The sequence below is a fragment of the Branchiibius sp. NY16-3462-2 genome (assembly GCF_001594145.1).
In the GTDB taxonomy this organism is placed as follows: domain Bacteria; phylum Actinomycetota; class Actinomycetes; order Actinomycetales; family Dermatophilaceae; genus Branchiibius.
Window position 1 is genome coordinate 21,419 of record NZ_LVCF01000040.1, and the last position, 17,195, is coordinate 38,613.

The following is a 17,195-nucleotide window of genomic DNA, read 5'->3' on the forward strand; positions in this document are numbered from 1 at the left end:
AGACTACCTCCGTTAAAATCGGAGTAAGCCTCCGCACGAACGTAAGGAACCATCATGGGCACCTCCCCCGTCGTCCGGTCCACCACCTCCGCCCTGCTCGACCGCAGCCACCGGCGCACGCTGGTCAGCCCGGCGCGTAACACCCGTACCTCAGCCTTCACCTTCCGCCCGATGCGCCGCGAGGCCGAACTGGCCGTCGAAGGTGGCCGCACGATCTGAGGGCCGGACCCGATTCCGCACCCGCAACCCAACTGGATAGAGTCGAAACCGTGGCACAACACTTTGATGTCGTCGTCCTGGGAGCCGGACCTGGCGGGTATGTCGCCGCCATCCGTGCCAGTCAACTGGGCCTGAAGGCCGCAGTGATCGAGAAGAAGTACTGGGGCGGTGTCTGCCTCAACGTCGGATGCATCCCCTCCAAGGCGTTGCTGCGCAACGCCGAGTTGTCGCACATCCTGACCAGTGAGAAGGACAAGTTCGGCATCACCGGCGACGCCTCGATGTCCTACGAGCCCACGCACGCCCGCAGCCGCCAGGTGTCGGCCGGCATCGTCAAGGGCGTGCACTACCTGATGAAGAAGAACAAGATCACCGAGATCGATGGCTGGGGCACCTTCAAGGACGCCAAGACCATCGAGGTCCTCCTCAACGACGGCAGCACCGACACGATCACCGGCGACAAGATCATCATCGCCACCGGCGCGACCACCCGCCTCATCCCGGGCACCGAACTGTCCGAGCGGGTCGTCACCTACGAGGAGCAGATCCTCGACCCGGTCCTGCCGAAGTCGATCATCATCGCCGGGTCCGGCGCCATCGGCGTCGAATTCGCTTACGTCATGAAGAATTTCGGCGTCGACGTGACGATCGTGGAGTTTCTCGACCGGATGGTGCCCACCGAGGACGCCGACGTCTCCAAGGAACTGGCCAAGCACTACAAGAAGCTCGGCGTGAAGGTCCTGACCAAGACCAAGGTCGAGTCCATCGAGGACACCGGGACCAGTGTCAAGGTGACCGTCTCCCCCGCCGAAGGCGGCGACCAGCAGGTGCTCGAGGCCGACAAGGTCCTGCAGGCCATCGGTTTCGCGCCCCGCCTGGAGGGCTACGGCCTGGAGAACACCGGCGTGAAGATCACCGAGCGCAAGGCCATCGAGATCGACGACTACTGCCGCACCAACGTCCCCGACGTCTACGCGATCGGCGACGTCACCGGCAAGCTGATGCTGGCGCACACCGCCGAGGCCCAGGGCATCGTCGCGGCAGAGACCATGGCCGGCGCCGAGACCATGCCGCTGGAGTACGTGATGATCCCGCGCGCGACGTACTGCCAACCGCAGGTCGCTTCCTTCGGTTACACCGAGGCGCAGGCCAAGGACCTGGGGTACGACGTGAAGACCGCGCAGTTCCCGTTCTCCGCGAACGGAAAGGCCCAGGGGCTCGGCGAGGCAGTCGGATTCGTGAAGATCGTCGCCGACGCCGAGCACAACGAATTCCTCGGCGCCCACCTGATCGGCCCGGACGTGACCGAACTCCTGCCGGTGCTGACCCTGGCCCAGCGCTGGGATCTGACCGCCGACGAAGTCGCCCGCAACGTCTTCGCCCACCCGACGCTGGGTGAGTCGGTCAAGGAGGCCGTCGAAGGCATCGTCGGCCACATGATCAACCTGTAATCGACCCATGAAAACCGCCTTCGTCCTCGGCGGGGGCGGTCTGCTGGGGGCGACCCAGATCGGTGGGATGCGCGCACTACTGGAGAGCGGCGTGCATCCCGATCTGGTGGTCGGCACCAGCATCGGGGCGATCAACGGGGCGCACATTGCCTACTCCCCCACGGTCGACACCCTCGACGCGCTGGCCGAGACCTGGGTCAAGCTCTCCAGCGCGCGCAGCCTGCGCGACTTCCGGACCGTCGCACCGACCGACCCGGGCGCTGCGCGACCACGGCGGTTCGGACGACGACGCGGGGTGGGTCTGCGTCGGCCGTCCTACCTCTACCCGGCCGGACCGTTCCTACGGATGCTGCGCGCGACGCTGCCGACCCAGACCTTCGATGACCTGGAGCTGCCGTTCCAGTGTGTCGCCGCGTCGGTGGAACGCGCTGTCGCACACTGGTTTTCGACCGGTCCGTTGCCCGAAGCCGTGATGGCCTCCTGCTCGGTCCCCGGCCTGTTCCCGCCGTTCCGGATCGGCGACGAGCACTACTACGACGGCGGTCTGGTGCACTCGATCCCGATCGGCCGGGCCATCGCGCTGGGCGCGACCCGGATCTACGTGCTGCACGTCGGCCGCGTCGAACAACCCCTGCAGCCCCCGCAATGGCCGTGGGAGGTGGGCACGGTCGCCTTCGAGATCGCTCGCCGACACCGGTACATGGAAGAGATCGCCGAGACCCCGAGCGACATCGAGTTGCACGTCATGCCGTCCGGCACCGACGATGCACCCATGGTGTCGCTGCTGCATCTGAACACTGAATTCGTCACTGGGCGGATCGAAGCCGCCCACAACGCCGCGCTGCGGTACCTCGAGCGCGATCAGTGAACCTGCCCGTCGCGCCGACGCCAGTCCGCCGCGCGTTCCAACCGCTGTTCATGCTGCTGGAAATCGCCCTGCTGATCATCATCGGCGCCATCAGTGGACTGATGGTCCTGCTGAGCGTGTTTCCCTTCGCCCGCAAAGCAATCCGGCTATGCATTATGGGCACCGGACTGATCGGCCTTGACCTGTCGATCACGCTCGGCTGCTGGCGCCTGTGGCTCCTGCGCCGACTCGGTCGCAGTGATCCGGTCTCCTGGCGCACCGACCACATCCAGTTGCTCGGCGACGTCCTGGACCGTTACGTGCGGGTCGCCCAACGCGTGGTCGGCTTCCGAGTCTCGGCCACCGATCTGACCGAGCCGCTCTACGACGACGAACCAGTGCTGTTCCTCGCCCGCCACGCCGGACAGGGCGATTCGCTGCTGATCGCCTGGTTGATCTCCCATGAGCTGCACCGAGCTCCGCGGGTGGTGCTCAAGCGCTTCCTGATGTGGTTCCCGGCGATTGACCTGATCATCCACCGCCTGGACGGCTACTTCCTGCCGCCCAAGGGCACGCCCGCCGCCGAGCGCAAGGCGTCGCTCGACGCCTTCTGCGCCTCGCTGGGTCGACACGACGGTGCCATGGTCTTCCCGGAGGGCCAGAACTGGACTCCCGCACGGCACGCGGCGGCCATCGAGAAGGATCGGGCCAGTGACGATCCCGACGCCCCCATGCGCGTGGCCTGGCTGGAAAGGCACCCCACTGTGCTCACACCGAGGGTAGGTGCGGCGGACAACTTCATCGACGCCGTACCCGGTCTGCGGGTGATCTGCATCTGGCACGCGGGGGTGGAGGACCTCTACACCGTGAAGGCGGTCTGGTCCGCGATCCCCTTGCAGGAACCGGTGCACGTCCGCTTCACCGAGCGCCGCCCGGTCCCCACCGGGGACGCGCTGAAGGACTACCTCTACGACGAGTGGGGCGACCTGGACGACTGGTCACGGCAGATCAGTCACCAGCCCGCCCTCCCGGGCGAGCGACCGCTCTACACCGAGCAGGTCACGACCCGGTCGTTCCTGACCCAGTTGCGGGCGTCGACGCGGCGCGCAAGGCGAACGTAAGCCCATCGATCCGCGCCCGGACCTCACCGTCGGTCGCCAACCGCTCCCCGATCGTGGTCGCCACCTGCGCGACCGCGTCCTGGGTCAGTCCCGGCGCGAGAGCGATCACCACCCGCAGCACACCGGGGCCGACATCCGAGCCGTCCTCCAGCGCCACCTCCACGACCGGTTCCAGATCACGTACGGCGAGCCGCACCTTCTCGGCGACGAACGGATCAGCGTGGGCTGGCTGCCAATCCTGTTGCTGCGCAAGGGCCCACAGCATGCTCGGCCGCACGACGACCTGGGTCGGCGAACCCGGATCGACCACGAGCACATCGCACTGCTCGCTGATCGCGGCCCGCGCCGCCACGGGTGTCAGCACCGGGGACGGTCGGGCCGCGCTGCTCCACGCCGTCATCGAGTCCAACCCGGTGAAGACCGGTAGCGCCCGCTGCCCCTGCGGGCCTTCGACGATGACCGTTGCCATCGACGCAGCCTTGTCCCCGTCGTGCTCATCGCGGCCCTCCTCGGTCGCCACGACCGGCACCAGCACTCGCGCCCCGGCCAGCGCCACCATCCAGGTGCTCTCGTCCTGTGTCAGTGCCACCCGCAGCGCGGGGTCTGCCGAGCCATCGTCCGTGCCGAAACCGGTGTCGGTGACCTCCCGGCCAGCCCACGGCAGGCCGGCAGAGTCAGCCGGGTCGCTCACGGCCGGCCTGCGATGTCCAGCGCCTCCGGCAGGCCGAACGCGCCACGGTAGAGCGCCGAGCCGATGATCGCGCCCTCGACACCGGCCGACACCATGGTGCGCAACGCCTCGATGTCAGCCAACGTGGACACCCCGCCCGAGGCCACCACCGGGCGGTCGGTCCGATCGCACACCTGCTGCAGCAGAGCGATGTTCGGACCCTGGAGCATGCCGTCCTTCGCGACATCAGTCACGACGTACCGGGCGCACCCCTCGCTGTCCAGCCGCGCCAACGTCTCCCACAGGTCGCCACCCTCCTTGGTCCAGCCGCGGGCGGCCAGCGTCGTCCCCCGCACGTCGAGACCCACCGCGATGCGATCGCCGTACTGCGCGATCGCCGCTGCCGTCCACTCCGGGTCCTCCAGGGCGGCGGTGCCCAGGTTGACCCGGCGGCACCCGGTCGCGAGAGCCCGCTCGAGGCTCTCCTGGTCGCGGATGCCGCCGGACATCTCGACCTTGATGTCCAGGCGCCCCACGATGTCAGCCAACAGCGGCGCGTTGCTTCCCCGTCCGAAGGCCGCGTCGAGGTCGACCAGGTGCAACCACTCCGCTCCCTGGTCCTGCCAGGCCTTGGCGGCCTCCCACGGGTCGCCGAACTGGCCACCGGTGCCAGCAACTCCCTGCACCAGTTGCACAGCCTGGCCGCCGGCAACGTCGACCGCCGGCAGCAGTTCGAGGCGTGCCTCACTCACAATGGGTCCTTCCGAACGGGGACGATGACTAGGTGAAACTCTGAATCCAGTTGTGCAACAGGGCAGCTCCCGCATCCCCGGACTTCTCCGGGTGGAACTGGGTGCCCCACAGTGCGCCGTCCTGCAGAGCCGCGACGAAGGGCCGACCGTGCTCGGCGTGTGCGACCTGTGCGGCAGTCGAGTCCGCGGCGGCGTAGGAGTGCACGAAGTAGAAGCGTTCGTCGGCCACGCCCGTGAACATCGGCAGTTTGGCCGCGTCCGTCACCAAGGACCAGCCCATGTGCGGGACCACCGGGGCCTGCAGCCGGGTGACCAGGCCTTCGACCAGGCCCAGCCCCGGTACGGGTTCGGCCGCCGGCTCGGTGGAGCCCTCGAAGAGGATCTGGTGACCGACGCACACCCCTAGGACCGGCGCACCCACGGCCAGACGGTCGCGGATCAACACGTCCCCGCCGACACCCAACAATCCGCGCATGCAGGCGTGGAAGTTGCCGACCCCGGGGACGTAGAGGCCGTCGGCACGGCGCACCGCGTCCGGGTCGGCGGACAGCTCGACCTGCGCCCCGACCCGGCTGAGCATCCGCACGACCGAGTGCACGTTGCCGCTGCCGTAGTCGAGCACGGCGACGCGGGCGGTCACGAGGACTTCAACTCCTCGGCAATGTCGCGCTCCTCGCGGGTCACCTTCTCGAACCGCCGCACGGACTTCTCGTCCGGCTCGACCAGCGCTGCGCCGGACGCATGCCGCGCGGCGCCCGCTTCCAGCAACTGCGCGCCCGGGAGGCCGAGCGACTCGATCAGGTCGTGCACTAGATCATCGGCCGTCAGGTCCGTGTCCCGCAGGACCGCCTCGACCCGCGGCAGGTCGTCCCGGCTGATTCCGGCGACGTTGACCAGGTCCGAGGGGCGCACCGAGGGGAACGGCGTGGGCCCGCTGGGCCCCTGCCCGCTGCTCCAGATCAGCCATCGCGGCACCGCACGCCAGCCGGGTGGATGCAGGACGAGTACCGCCCGCGCGTCAATCACCGCGAAGCACAACGCCGTTCGCAGTCCCGATGGCACGGGCCGGTTGGCAAGCATCGGCACGGACTTGTCGTACGGCGCGCTGCTGCGGGCCTCCGAACCGGCCGGAACCACCGCGGTCCAGCCCCCGACGGGTACGACGTACGCGGGCACCGAGCCGCGCCGCAGCCACGCAGTGACCCGGTGGGTGTCGCTGCGCAGCAACAGCAGCAGGGTGTCCGCGGCCATGGTCGCTAGAGCGCACCCTTCGCGCTGGGGATGCCGACGACCCGTGGATCGCGCTCGACCGCGAACCGCAGGGCCCGGGCGACCGCTTTGAACTGGCACTCGGCGATGTGGTGCGGGTCGCGACCGGACAGCAGACGCACATGCAGTGCTATTCCGGCGTGGGTGGCGAAGCTCTGGAAGACGTGCTGGGTCAGCGAACCGGTGTAGGCCCCGCCGATGATCACGTAGGCCTGCGCATCCGGCTCGCCCTCGTGCACGAAGAACGGCCGGCCCGCGACATCGACCACTGCCTGCGCGAGTGCCTCGTCCAACGGGACCAGCGCGTCCCCGAAGCGGCTGATCCCGCTCTTGTCGCCCAACGCCTCGCGGACCGCATCACCGAGCACGATCGCGGTGTCCTCGACACTGTGGTGCGCATCGATGTCGGTGTCACCGGTCGTGGTGACCTTCAGATCGATCAAGCTGTGCCGCGCGAAACTGTCGAGCATGTGGTCGTAGAACCGCACCCCCGTGCTGACCTGCGCCTCGCCGGTGCCGTCGAGATCCAGCCACAGATCGACCGAACTCTCCTTGGTGGAACGCTGGAGGTGGGCGGTCCGGTGCTCGTCAGTCGCGATCTTGTCGGTCACGGCGTCTCCTTCTGCAGCGCGATGCTGCCGTCCTCGATGCTCTCGCGCAGCACGCGCAACACGGTCTGGGTCTCCTGCGGGGTGCCCGCGGTGATCCGCAGGTGATGCGGGATGCCGACGTCGCGGACCAGCACCCCTCGATCCAGCAGCACCTGCCACGCATCGGCAGCGTCGGCGAACCCGCCGACCAGGACGAAGTTGGCATCCGACGGCACCGGCTTCAAGCCGAGATCCTGTGTCGCCGTGAACAATTCGTCGCGGGTGGCCTTGATCGCCTCGACCATCGCCAGCATCGTGCCGGCGTGTTCCAGGGCCGCCTCGGCGACCGCCTGGGTCACCGACGACAGGTGATAGGGCAGTCGCACTAACCGCAGCAGCTCCGTGAGCTCCGGGTCGGCGGCCAGGTAGCCCAGCCGCACCCCGGCGAAGGCGAACGCCTTGGACATGGTGCGGGTCACCACCAGCCGCTCACGCCCCGGCAGCAACGTCAGGGCGCTGCGCGTCCCCGGCCGGGCGAACTCGGCGTACGCCTCATCGACCACCACGATGCCGTCCGGCAGCGCGTCGTAGACCGCCTCAACCACATCCAGACCGATCGCGGTGCCGGTGGGGTTGTTCGGGGAACACAGGAACACGATGTCCGGCCGGTGCTCGCGCACCTGCTGCACCGCCAGCGCCGCGTCGACGTCGTAGTCCGTGCCGGTCGCGTTGCGCAGACCATCGATCCACCCGGTGCCGACGCCGCGGCTGATGATCGGATGCATGGAGTACGCCGGGGTGAAGCCGAGTGCGACCCGTCCGGGTCCGCCGAACGCCTGCACGATGTGCGACAGCACCTCGTTGGAGCCGTTACCGGCCCACAACTGGTCCGGCGACAGCTCGACACCCGTGGCGATCTGCAGGTAACCGGCCAATGCCATTCGCAGTGCAACGAATTCACGGTCCGGATAGCGGTTCAGCCCGCGCGCGACCTGCGCCACGCGATCGGTGATCGCCGCGACGACGTCATCCGGGACGTCGTAGGAGGACTCGTTGGTGTTGAGCGCGACGGCCACGGGAAGCTGCGGCGCGCCGTACGCGGTCTGCCCTTGCAGGTCCGGGCGCAGCAGATCGGTCAGCCGGGTACGCGACTGAGTGCCGTCACTCATGGCAGCGCGTCGCCGAACCGCGCCGTCACGGCCTGCCCGTGCGCCGGCAGATCCTCGGACTCAGCCAGGGTCACGACCGTCGCCGCAACGTCCGCGAGCGCCTCACGGGTGTAGTCGACGACGTGAATACCGCGCAGGAATGACTGGACCGACAAGCCGGAGCTGTGACAGGCGCAGCCGCCGGTCGGCAGGACGTGGTTGGAGCCGGCCGCGTAGTCACCGAGGCTGACCGGCGCGAAGTCGCCGACGAAGATCGCCCCGGCGTTACGGATCCGGGCAGCGACCTCTGCGGCCTCGCGGGTCTGGATCTCCAGGTGCTCGGCGCCGTAGGCATCGACGACCCGGACTCCGGCGTCCACGTCGTCCACCAGCACGATGCCGGACTGCGCCCCACCAAGGGCTTCCTTGACCCGGACCTCGTGCTTGGTGCGCGAAACACGTTCCTGCAGAGCGGTTTCCACCGCGTCGGCCAATTCCGGCGAATCGGTGACGAGCACGGAAGCGGCCAACGGGTCGTGCTCGGCCTGGCTGATCAGGTCCGCAGCGACGTACTGCGCATCGGCACTGTCGTCGGCCAGGATCGCGATCTCGGTCGGACCGGCTTCGGCGTCGATGCCGATGACACCCTGCAGCAGGCGCTTGGCGGCCGCGACGTAGATGTTGCCCGGCCCGGTCACCAGGTTGACCGGCTCGCACACGACGGTGCCGTCGGCCTCCCGCGCGCCGTAGGCGAACATCGCGATCGCCTGTGCGCCACCGACGGTGTAGACCTCATCGACACCCAGCAACTCGCAGGCGGCCAGGATCGTGGGGTGCGGGTACCCGGCGTACGCACCGGTGTTGTCCGCCTGGGGCGGGCTGGCCACGGCCAGCGAACCGACGCCCGCGACCTGGGCCGGGACGACGTTCATCACCACGCTGCTGGGGTAGACCGCGCGGCCACCGGGCACGTAGAGCCCGACGCGCTCGACGGGTACGTGTCGCTCGATCACGACACCGCCGGGGACGACCTGGGTCACGGTGTCGACCCGGCGCTGGTCCTCGTGCACCAGGCGGGCCCGGCGGATGGACTCCTCCAACGCCGCACGTACGTCGATCGGCAGGTCACGCAGTGCGCTCGCCAACACCTCGGCGGGCACCCGCAACTGGGTGGGACGCACGTGGTCGAAGCGCTCCCCCAGCTCGCGCAGCGCCTCGGCACCATGCTCGCGGACCTGCTCGCAGATCGGGCGCACCGCCTGCAGGGCGGCGTCCACGTCGAACTCGGCGCGGGGCAGCACGGTGCGCAACTGGCGGGCGTCGAGCCGCGCCAGCGCGTCGCCGCGCAGGTCGATACGGGAGATCACAGGCCCATTCTAGGCAACTACCGGGTGGGCTCCCGGTCCCGTCCGGCGGCTGGATCCTGGTCGTAGAACTCCCGCTCCATCACGCCACGCGCCCGCCGGGCCATCCGCAGATAGTCGTTGCGCAGTTGTTCTCCCGCCCCCTGACCCATGCCCAGGACGCTGGCGATGCCGTTGGCGTCGACCACGTCCGAGGGCAGGGAGTCGACCGGGCGGCCGCGCCACAACACCGAGGCGTTGCGGATCCGGGTCGCCATCGTCCACGACTGCTCCAGGGCGTCGGCGCTCTCGGCGCTGATCAGGTCGCAGTCGACCATGGCGTGCAGCGGGGTGATGGTGGCGGGGTTGCGGATCTGCGGGAACTGACCGGCGTGGCGCAACTGCAACAGCTGCACCGTCCATTCGACGTCGGACAATCCGCCGCGGCCCAGCTTCAGGTGGGTCAGCGGGCTGCCGCCGCGCGGGATACGTTCAGCCTCCACCCGGGCCTTGAGCAGCCGGATCTGACGAACGGCCGAGGCGGAGATGCCGTCCGTGGGGTAGCGCAACGGGTCGATGAGGGCGATGAACCGCTCCCCCAGATCCACATCGCCCGCGACCGGCGTCGCCCGCAGCAGCGCCTGCGCCTCCCAGCCTTCGGACCACCGGGCGTAGTAGGCGGCGTAGGACTCGAGGGTGCGCACCAGCGGACCGGACCGGCCCTCGGGTCGCAGATCGGCGTCGATGCCCAGGGCCGGGTCGGGGCCCGAACCGCTGAGCCACCGGCGGACCTCCGTCACGATGCGCTCGGCCTGGCTCTGGGCCAGTTGCGCGTCCGCCCCCGGCAACGGGTCATGCACGAAGAGCACGTCGGCATCGCTGGAGTAGCCGGTCTCCCCACCACCGAGGCGGCCCATCCCGATGATCGCGACCCGGGTGACGATCATCCCCTGCGCGCGTTGGGCGGCCCGGGTAGCCACCTCGAGAACGGCCTGCAACGTGGCCGCCGTGAGGTCGGTCAACCCGTCCTCGATGTCGAGTAGTTCGAGGCGCCCGGACAGGTCGGCGGTGGCGATCCGGATGAGTTCGGCGCGACGGATCGTGCGCACCGCGGTGACCGCCTCCTGGTCGTCGGTGCGGTGCCGCTCGATTGCCAGGTACATGGACTCGGACAGTTCCGCGCGGGACCGGGGGCGTAACGCCGTGGTGTCACCGAACATCGCCACCGTCGAGGGCGCCCGTTCGATCAGACCGCCGACATAGCGGCTGCTGGCCAGCACCCGCGCGAGCGTGGTCGCCGCTCCGCCCTCGTCGCGCAGCATCTTCAGGTACCAGTGCGTCGAGCCCAGCGCGTCGGAGACTCTGCGGAAGGCGAGCAGCCCCATGTCGGGATCGGCCTCGTCGGCGAAGCGGCGCAGCAGCACCGGCAGCAGGGTGCGCTGGATCGCGGCCCGCCTGCTGACCCCCACGGTGAGCGCTTCGATATGCCGCATCGCTCCGACCGGATCCCGGTAGCCCAGGGCGGCAAGCCGCTGCTGGGCGTCCTGCGTGGTCAGGCGGGCGTCGTCGTCGGTGAGGCGGGCGACGGCGCTGAGCAACGGGCGGTAGAACAGCCGCTCGTGCAGCCGGCGGGCCTTGCGCGACTCCTCTGCCCGTAGGGTCTGCACCTGTCGCGCCGGGTCCGCGGTGAAACCAACGGCGCGCCCGAGCCGGCGCAGGTCGTCCTCGGCGGTGGGCATCAGATGGGTGCGCTTCATCCGCCACATCTGGATCCGGTGCTCCAGCACCCGCAGCACCCGGTAGGCGTCGTCCAGGTCGTGCGCGTCCGTGCGGCCGACGTACCCGCCCCGCGACAGCGACTCCAGTCCGGACAGCGTGGATCGCACCCGCAGCCGCGGATCGGTGCGTCCGTGCACCAGTTGCAGCAACTGGACACTGAACTCGATATCCCGCAGGCCGCCCCTGCCGAGTTTGAGTTCGCGATCGGCCTCCCCCGCAGGCAGCAACTGCTCGACCCGCCGCCGCATCGCCTGGACATCGGCCACGAAGTTGTCGCGGCCGCTGGCCTGCCACACGAAGGGTTGCACCGCATCCAGGTAGGCCTGGCCGACCTCCGGGTCACCGGCGACCGGTCGCGCCTTGAGCAACGCCTGGAACTCCCAGGTGCTGGCCCACCGCTCGTAGTAGTACCGGTGGTTCTCGACCGTCCGCACCAGCGGCCCGGCTTTGCCCTCCGGCCGCAACGCCGCGTCAACCTGCCACAGACTGCCCTCGGCGGTGCGGGTCGAGCAGGCGCGCATCAACTCACTGGCGACCTCTGCGCCGATGCGCATCGCGTCCTGTTCGGGTACGCCGGGTGCGGGCTCTGCGGCGAAGATCACGTCGACGTCGGAGATGTAGTTCAGCTCCCGCCCACCGGTCTTGCCCATGGCGATCACTGCGAGGCGGACCTTCTCGGACTCGGCGACGCGGGCGCAGGCGATCCGGTACGCCGCTTCCAGGGCCGCACCGGCCGCCTCAGCCAGTGCCTCGGCGACAGCCGGCAACACCTCGAACGGGTCCGAGGTCAGGTCGACGGCCGCGATCCGACACACCCGCCGGTCGTACGCGACGCGCAGCGCGTCGTACGCCGCCTCGGGGGCACCCCCGGGCGCGGGCAGGACCGCCTCGACGGCCCGGACCATCTCATCGCGGACGACGGGCGCCGGGTCAAGCGCCGCGTCCACGACCTCAACCCAGGTCTGCGGGTGTTTGACCAGGTGGTCACCGAAGGCGACGGAGGCCCCGACGACGGAGATCAACCGGTGCGAGCGGACGTCACAGTTCTCCAGCAACTGGGAGACCGCCGTACGTTGCGCCTCATCCATCACCTCCCGCAGGCGGGTCAGGGTCAGCAGGGCCTGGTCGGGGTCGGGTGCCTTGGCCAGGCAGCGGATCAGACCCGGTGCCCAGTCGCCCAGTTCCTCGGCAAAGGCCAGGCCGCGGTCGGTGTCGAGTACGCCGGCCCGCACCAGGGCGGCGCGCGGTGACTCGGTGCGCGGGGTGGCCATCAGAGCGCTCCGGCCCGGCTCACGGCAGGTTGAGGTATTCGTCGAGCTCGAACCGCGTGACCTGGTCGCGGTAGGCCGCCCACTCCGCGCGCTTGTTGCGCAGGAAGAAATCGAAGACGTGCTCGCCGAGGGTTTCGGCGACCAACTCGCTCTCCTCCATCAGGTGGATCGCGTGATCGAGGGAGGCGGGCAACGGGCGCAGACCCATCGCCAGACGCTCCTGCTCGGTGAGGTTCCAGACGTCGTCCTCGGACTCGGGCGGCAGCTCGTACCCCTGCTCGATGCCCTTCATCCCGGCGGCCAGCAGCACGGCGTACGTCAGATAGGGGTTGGCGGCCGAGTCGATGGAGCGGATCTCGACCCGGGTGCTTGCTCCCTTACCCGGTTTGTACATCGGGACCCGGACCATCGCGCTGCGGTTGTTGTGCCCCCAGCAGATGTAGGCCGGCGCCTCGGCGCCACCCCACAGCCGCTTGTAGGAGTTGACGTACTGGTTGGTGACCGCGCTGATCTCCGGTGCATGGTGCAGGATGCCGGCAATGAACTGCTGCCCGACCTGCGAGAGCTGGTAGCGCCCGGCCGGATCGTGGAACGCGTTGTCGTCGCCCTCGAACAGCGAGACGTGCGAGTGCATCCCCGAACCAGGTTGTCCAGCAAGGGGTTTGGGCATGAAGGAGGCGAAGAGCCCGTGCTCCAGGGCCACCTCACGGATGATCGCCCGGAAGGTCTGGATGTTGTCGGACATCGTGAGTGCGTCGGCGTACCGCAGGTCGATCTCGTTCTGACCCGGCCCGGCCTCGTGGTGGCTGAACTCCACGGAGATGCCCATCGACTCCAGCAGCATGATCGCCGCCTTGCGGAAGTCCTGGCCGGTGCCGTGGGGCACGTGATCGAAGAACCCGGCAGTGTCGACCGGGACCGGAACCTCGCCGCTGGCCGGTTTCTTGTCGAAGAGGTAGAACTCGATCTCCGGGTGCACGTAGAACGTGTAACCGGCCTTGGTCGCACTGGTGAGCACCCGCTGCAACACGTTGCGCGGGTCGGCCATGCTGGCGCTACCGTCGGGCAACCGGATGTCGGCGAACATCCTTGCCGTTCCGGGCCGTTCGCCGCGCCAGGTGAGAATCTGGAAGCTGGAGGCGTCGGGTCGCACCAACATGTCGGACTCGAAGACCCGCGCCAGGCCCTCGATGGAACTGCCGTCGAAGCCCAACCCCTCGGAGAAGGCGCCCTCGAGCTCGGCGGGCGCGACCGCGACCGATTTGAGGGTGCCCAGCACGTCGGTGAACCACAACCGCACGAAGCGGATGTCGTGCTCCTCGATAGTGCGCAGAACGAACTCTTGCTGACGATCCATATCCCCGATCCTGCCCTATGCACGAATGGTCCCCGGATGCAGGAACGCATCCGGGGACCATCGCACTCAGGTGGTTACCGCTTCTTGGTGGCGTCCACGTACAGCACCATGCCGTCACCCAGCTTGGTCAGCACCGAGATCTTCGTCCCGGAACCGGCCGTCTTGGTGGAGGCGTAGGGGCTCTCGGCGCTCCAGTACTTGGTGGCACTGGAGTCATCGAAGGTGCGGACCGCGGCCTGCGAGGGGACCTTGGTCTCGACGCCCTGGCGGTGCAGGGTGAGGGCGTCGGTGCGCTCGGTGCCGAAGGTGGCATCGAACGGCGTGATCCGGTTGGACATCAACTGACCGGTCGACCACTTCAGCGGGGCCGGGTGGGCATCCACCGGCAGCACCTGACCGCCACCGGGGTGGTTGAAGACGTTGTTGTCCCCGAACTCGTTGTTGATGTACCAGACCAGCAGGCCGTCCTGGTAGGCGAAGTGCTCCACGTAGTCCGGCTTGGGGTCCGGGTACCAACCGAAGTTGTACGGACCCTCCTTGAGCGTCTTGTCGTAGCCGGAGTAGCGGCGGTACTCCGCCAGGTAGTAGTGCGACACCTGCTTGGAGGTCGAACCGGTCATCCGGGAGAACCCAGCAGCGGTCCACGCACTGGTGGTCGACTCCACGTCGTCCACGGTGGTCTGACCGTTCACGGTCAACGCCAGGTCGTCCAGGAAGGCTCCGGCCTCGTTGACGCCTCCGTCGGTCTGGTACAGGAAGCGGAACTTCACCTTCTGACCCTTGTAGGCGGACAGGTCGTAGTTGACCGAACCCCATTGCGGGGCAGAGCCGGTCAGCGCGTCGCCGACGTTGGTCCAGGTGCTGCCGCCGTCGGTGGACACCTGCGGGTAGAGGTAGTCGTACCCTTCCTCGATGTCGTACCAGATGGCAGCGGACAGTGACGCCGTCGTGGCGCTGGTCAGGTCCAGGTCACGGGTCAGCGACGAGGTGAGGTTGTCACCGCGACCGCTCCACCACTCGTAGGAACCGGACTTGGGCGTGTTGTAGTCGGTGACGACCGTCTTGTTCGGCAGCGTCACGGCCAGCGCCTGCGGCTTCCTGCGGTTGTCCAGATCGGCCGGGCCGAGGTTGACCAGCGCCCGCGACCCGTACGACACGGTCTTGAAGTCCAGCCAGCCCAACTGCAGCTTCTCCCACGCACCCATGTACCCCGGAGTCGTCCCGATGTCGTCCTTGCCGTGGTTCAGCCAGGAGCCCGCGCTCATCAACGTCCAGAACGACGTGGAGTTGGTGGCCTTGTTGGTGGTGTCGTACAGATCCGGCAGACCCAGGTCGTGGCCGAACTCGTGGGTGAAGACACCCAGACCGCCGTTCTCCGGCTCGGTGGTGTAGTCCGACACCCAGATACCGGTGTTGCCGATCTGCACACCACCGCCCTTGTTGGCGCCCGGGCCGGTGCTGCCGTAGCCGTAGCCGACGGCCCAGCGGTGGCTCCAGATGGCGTCCTCACCCTGAGCACCACCGCCGGCCTCCTCGCCCTCACCGGCGTGGATGGCCTGGAAGTGATCGATGTAGCCGTCCGGCTCGTCGAAGTTGCCGTCGCCGTCGTAGTCATACCGGTCCCACTTGTCGAACTGCGACAGGTAGTCCTTGATCTGCGCGTCGGTCTTGCCCGAGGCCTTCTGCTGGTTGTACCAGGCGGTCAGCGTGTCACTGATGTAGGCCCAGTAGCCGATGGCGTCGTTGGAGTACTTGTTGCTGCCGTAGGCGGCCTCGTTGTAAGGCAGCGTCACCCAGTCCGAAACGTCACCTTCGACATCGAAACGGCCCTGGGACTGCGCCTTGTAGAAGTTCTTGAACGACTCGCCCTTGGTCCCGAACATCATGTCCAGGTAGTGCTGGCGGTCGAAGTTGCTCTCCCAGTAGGTGGAGTTGTTCTGCGTCCGGTCCGGCTGGGCGATCTGGTTCACCAGCGGGCCTGCGGTACCCCCGGCGGCCGGTTTGGTCGCCGTACCGAACTGCGACAGGACGGTGAAGATCGAGGCGGTGCGATCCACGTCGTACTCGACGTAGCGGCTCTGCTTGCCCTTGGTGCCCTTGGACCCCTTGTTGCCCGAGGAACCGTTGGTCTCCGACTGCACCTCGATGACGGTCTTGCCGTTGACCTCCTTCGTGCTGGCCTTGCCCTGCACGAGTTTGGTCACGGCCTCCTGGCGCAGCGTGGCTGCGGCATCGGCGCGCGGGCTGGAGTAGTTGTCTTTCTGAGCCTGCTGCTGCTCCGGCCCGGCCGGGCCGACCGCGGGGACGGACAGGGCGCCAGCGCCGGTGGCCGTCAGGGTCAGACCCAGACTGATCGCGGTGGCACCCGTGAGGGCACCCACCAAACGTACTTTCACAATTCCTCCGTGTGGGAGTCGGGATCGGCGACGGGGTTACGCACGCCTGAAAGGATTTTGCAAGGTTTTCCGGTCGATTGGTGGGAAACTGACAGATAAATGTCAGGAACTACGATGACTTTTCATGAGCGAACAGACCGCGCCCTACGGCGCTGGCACGCCCGCGGAGACTCCCCGTCGCCGGACCCGGATCGTGCATCTGCTGGAAGCCAAGCAGCGCGGCGAGCGGTGGGCCATGCTCACGGCGTACGACCGGGCGTCGGCGGCGATCTTCGAGGAAGCCGGGATTCCCGTCCTGCTCGTGGGTGACTCGGCGGCGAACAACGCTCTGGGCTATGACACGACCCTGCCCGTCACCACCGATGAACTGCTACCACTGGTGCGCGCCGTGGTGCGCGGGGCCCCCAACACACTGGTCGTGGCCGACCTGCCGTTCGGCAGTTATGAGGTCAGCCCGCACCAGGCGCTGGAGACCGCCGTCCGGTTCATGAAGGAAGGCCAGGCGCACGCGGTCAAACTCGAGGGCGGGGCCGAGATGGCACCGGTCATCGAAGCGATCACCGCGGCTGGTATCCCGGTGATGGCCCACATCGGTTTCACCCCGCAGAGCGAGCACGCCCTGGGCGGCTACCGAGTGCAGGGCCGTGGCGAGGAGAAGGCGCAGCAGCTGCTGCGGTCCGCGCACGCGGTGCAGGACGCCGGCGCATTCGCAGTCGTGATGGAGATGGTGCCGGCTCCCATCGCGGCGCAGGTCACCGCAGAACTGACCATCCCGACGATCGGCATCGGCGCGGGTGTGGGGTGCGATGCCCAGGTGCTCGTCTGGTACGACTTCGCCGGGCTGAACGACCGCAAGATGCCCCGCTTCGTCAAGCAGTACGCCGATCTGCACGGCGTCCTGCTGGCGGCGGCGCGGGAGTACAAGGCCGAGGTCGAAGCGGGGACCTTCCCCGGGCCGGAGCACTCCTTCGACAGCTAGGGC

15 protein-coding genes are annotated in these 17,195 nt (G+C 68.3%); 5 read left to right on the forward strand and 10 right to left on the reverse strand.

Annotated elements, in window-relative coordinates:
- Positions 1 to 54: 54 nt before the first annotated feature.
- From AZH51_RS13485 to AZH51_RS13500, 4 genes are read left to right on the forward strand one after another with little or no spacing between them, the layout of a single operon-like run.
- Positions 55 to 219, forward strand: a complete 165-nt coding sequence (locus tag AZH51_RS13485) for a hypothetical protein (RefSeq protein ID WP_291525144.1) — start codon at positions 55 to 57, stop codon at positions 217 to 219.
- 50 nt (positions 220 to 269) lie between these two features.
- A complete protein-coding gene (lpdA, locus tag AZH51_RS13490) occupies positions 270 to 1,670 on the forward strand; it encodes a dihydrolipoyl dehydrogenase (RefSeq protein ID WP_291525146.1) in 1,401 nt (466 codons plus the stop codon).
- 7 nt (positions 1,671 to 1,677) lie between these two features.
- Complete coding sequence (locus AZH51_RS13495; RefSeq protein ID WP_291525148.1) at positions 1,678 to 2,538, forward strand: patatin-like phospholipase family protein; 861 nt, start codon at positions 1,678 to 1,680, stop codon at positions 2,536 to 2,538.
- Entirely contained in the window at positions 2,535 to 3,638 is a 1,104-nt protein-coding gene (locus AZH51_RS13500) for a 1-acyl-sn-glycerol-3-phosphate acyltransferase (RefSeq protein ID WP_291525150.1), read from the forward strand. The genes AZH51_RS13495 and AZH51_RS13500 overlap by 4 nt, the downstream gene beginning before the upstream one ends.
- Here the strand turns inward: AZH51_RS13500 and AZH51_RS13505 are convergent.
- The 10 genes from AZH51_RS13505 to AZH51_RS13550 form a co-directional block, all read right to left on the reverse strand.
- Positions 3,577 to 4,329 (reverse strand): SseB family protein, encoded by a 753-nt coding sequence (locus tag AZH51_RS13505; RefSeq protein ID WP_291525152.1) that lies wholly within the window; start codon positions 4,327 to 4,329, stop codon positions 3,577 to 3,579. The genes AZH51_RS13500 and AZH51_RS13505 overlap by 62 nt on opposite strands.
- A complete protein-coding gene (gene priA / locus AZH51_RS13510; RefSeq protein WP_291525573.1) occupies positions 4,326 to 5,063 on the reverse strand; it encodes a bifunctional 1-(5-phosphoribosyl)-5-((5-phosphoribosylamino)methylideneamino)imidazole-4-carboxamide isomerase/phosphoribosylanthranilate isomerase PriA in 738 nt (245 codons plus the stop codon). The genes AZH51_RS13505 and priA overlap by 4 nt, the downstream gene beginning before the upstream one ends.
- Positions 5,064 to 5,088: 25 nt before the next feature.
- Positions 5,089 to 5,700: an imidazole glycerol phosphate synthase subunit HisH gene (hisH, locus tag AZH51_RS13515; protein ID WP_291525154.1), complete on the reverse strand. Its 612-nt coding sequence runs from the start codon at positions 5,698 to 5,700 to the stop codon at positions 5,089 to 5,091.
- Positions 5,697 to 6,311, reverse strand: coding sequence for a hypothetical protein (locus AZH51_RS13520; RefSeq protein ID WP_291525156.1), 615 nt, complete (start codon positions 6,309 to 6,311; stop codon positions 5,697 to 5,699). Before AZH51_RS13520 ends, hisH begins: the two co-directional genes overlap by 4 nt.
- Positions 6,312 to 6,316: 5 nt before the next feature.
- Positions 6,317 to 6,940, reverse strand: coding sequence for an imidazoleglycerol-phosphate dehydratase HisB (gene hisB / locus AZH51_RS13525; protein WP_291525158.1), 624 nt, complete (start codon positions 6,938 to 6,940; stop codon positions 6,317 to 6,319).
- On the reverse strand, positions 6,937 to 8,088 hold the full coding sequence (locus AZH51_RS13530) for a histidinol-phosphate transaminase (RefSeq protein WP_291525160.1): 1,152 nt from the start codon (positions 8,086 to 8,088) through the stop codon (positions 6,937 to 6,939). Before AZH51_RS13530 ends, hisB begins: the two co-directional genes overlap by 4 nt.
- Positions 8,085 to 9,434, reverse strand: coding sequence for a histidinol dehydrogenase (gene hisD, locus AZH51_RS13535; protein WP_291525162.1), 1,350 nt, complete (start codon positions 9,432 to 9,434; stop codon positions 8,085 to 8,087). The genes AZH51_RS13530 and hisD overlap by 4 nt, the downstream gene beginning before the upstream one ends.
- Before the next feature lie 17 nt (positions 9,435 to 9,451).
- Positions 9,452 to 12,460: a bifunctional [glutamine synthetase] adenylyltransferase/[glutamine synthetase]-adenylyl-L-tyrosine phosphorylase gene (locus AZH51_RS13540; protein WP_291525164.1), complete on the reverse strand. Its 3,009-nt coding sequence runs from the start codon at positions 12,458 to 12,460 to the stop codon at positions 9,452 to 9,454.
- Between the two features lie 19 nt (positions 12,461 to 12,479).
- Entirely contained in the window at positions 12,480 to 13,817 is a 1,338-nt protein-coding gene (locus AZH51_RS13545) for a glutamine synthetase family protein (RefSeq protein WP_291525167.1), read from the reverse strand.
- A gap of 74 nt (positions 13,818 to 13,891) precedes the next feature.
- On the reverse strand, positions 13,892 to 16,213 hold the full coding sequence (locus AZH51_RS13550) for an immune inhibitor A domain-containing protein (protein WP_291525170.1): 2,322 nt from the start codon (positions 16,211 to 16,213) through the stop codon (positions 13,892 to 13,894).
- Positions 16,214 to 16,337: 124 nt separating this feature from the next.
- Between AZH51_RS13550 and panB the strand changes: the two genes are divergently transcribed.
- On the forward strand, positions 16,338 to 17,192 hold the full coding sequence (panB, locus tag AZH51_RS13555; protein ID WP_291525172.1) for a 3-methyl-2-oxobutanoate hydroxymethyltransferase: 855 nt from the start codon (positions 16,338 to 16,340) through the stop codon (positions 17,190 to 17,192).
- The last annotated feature ends 3 nt before the right edge of the window (positions 17,193 to 17,195 follow it).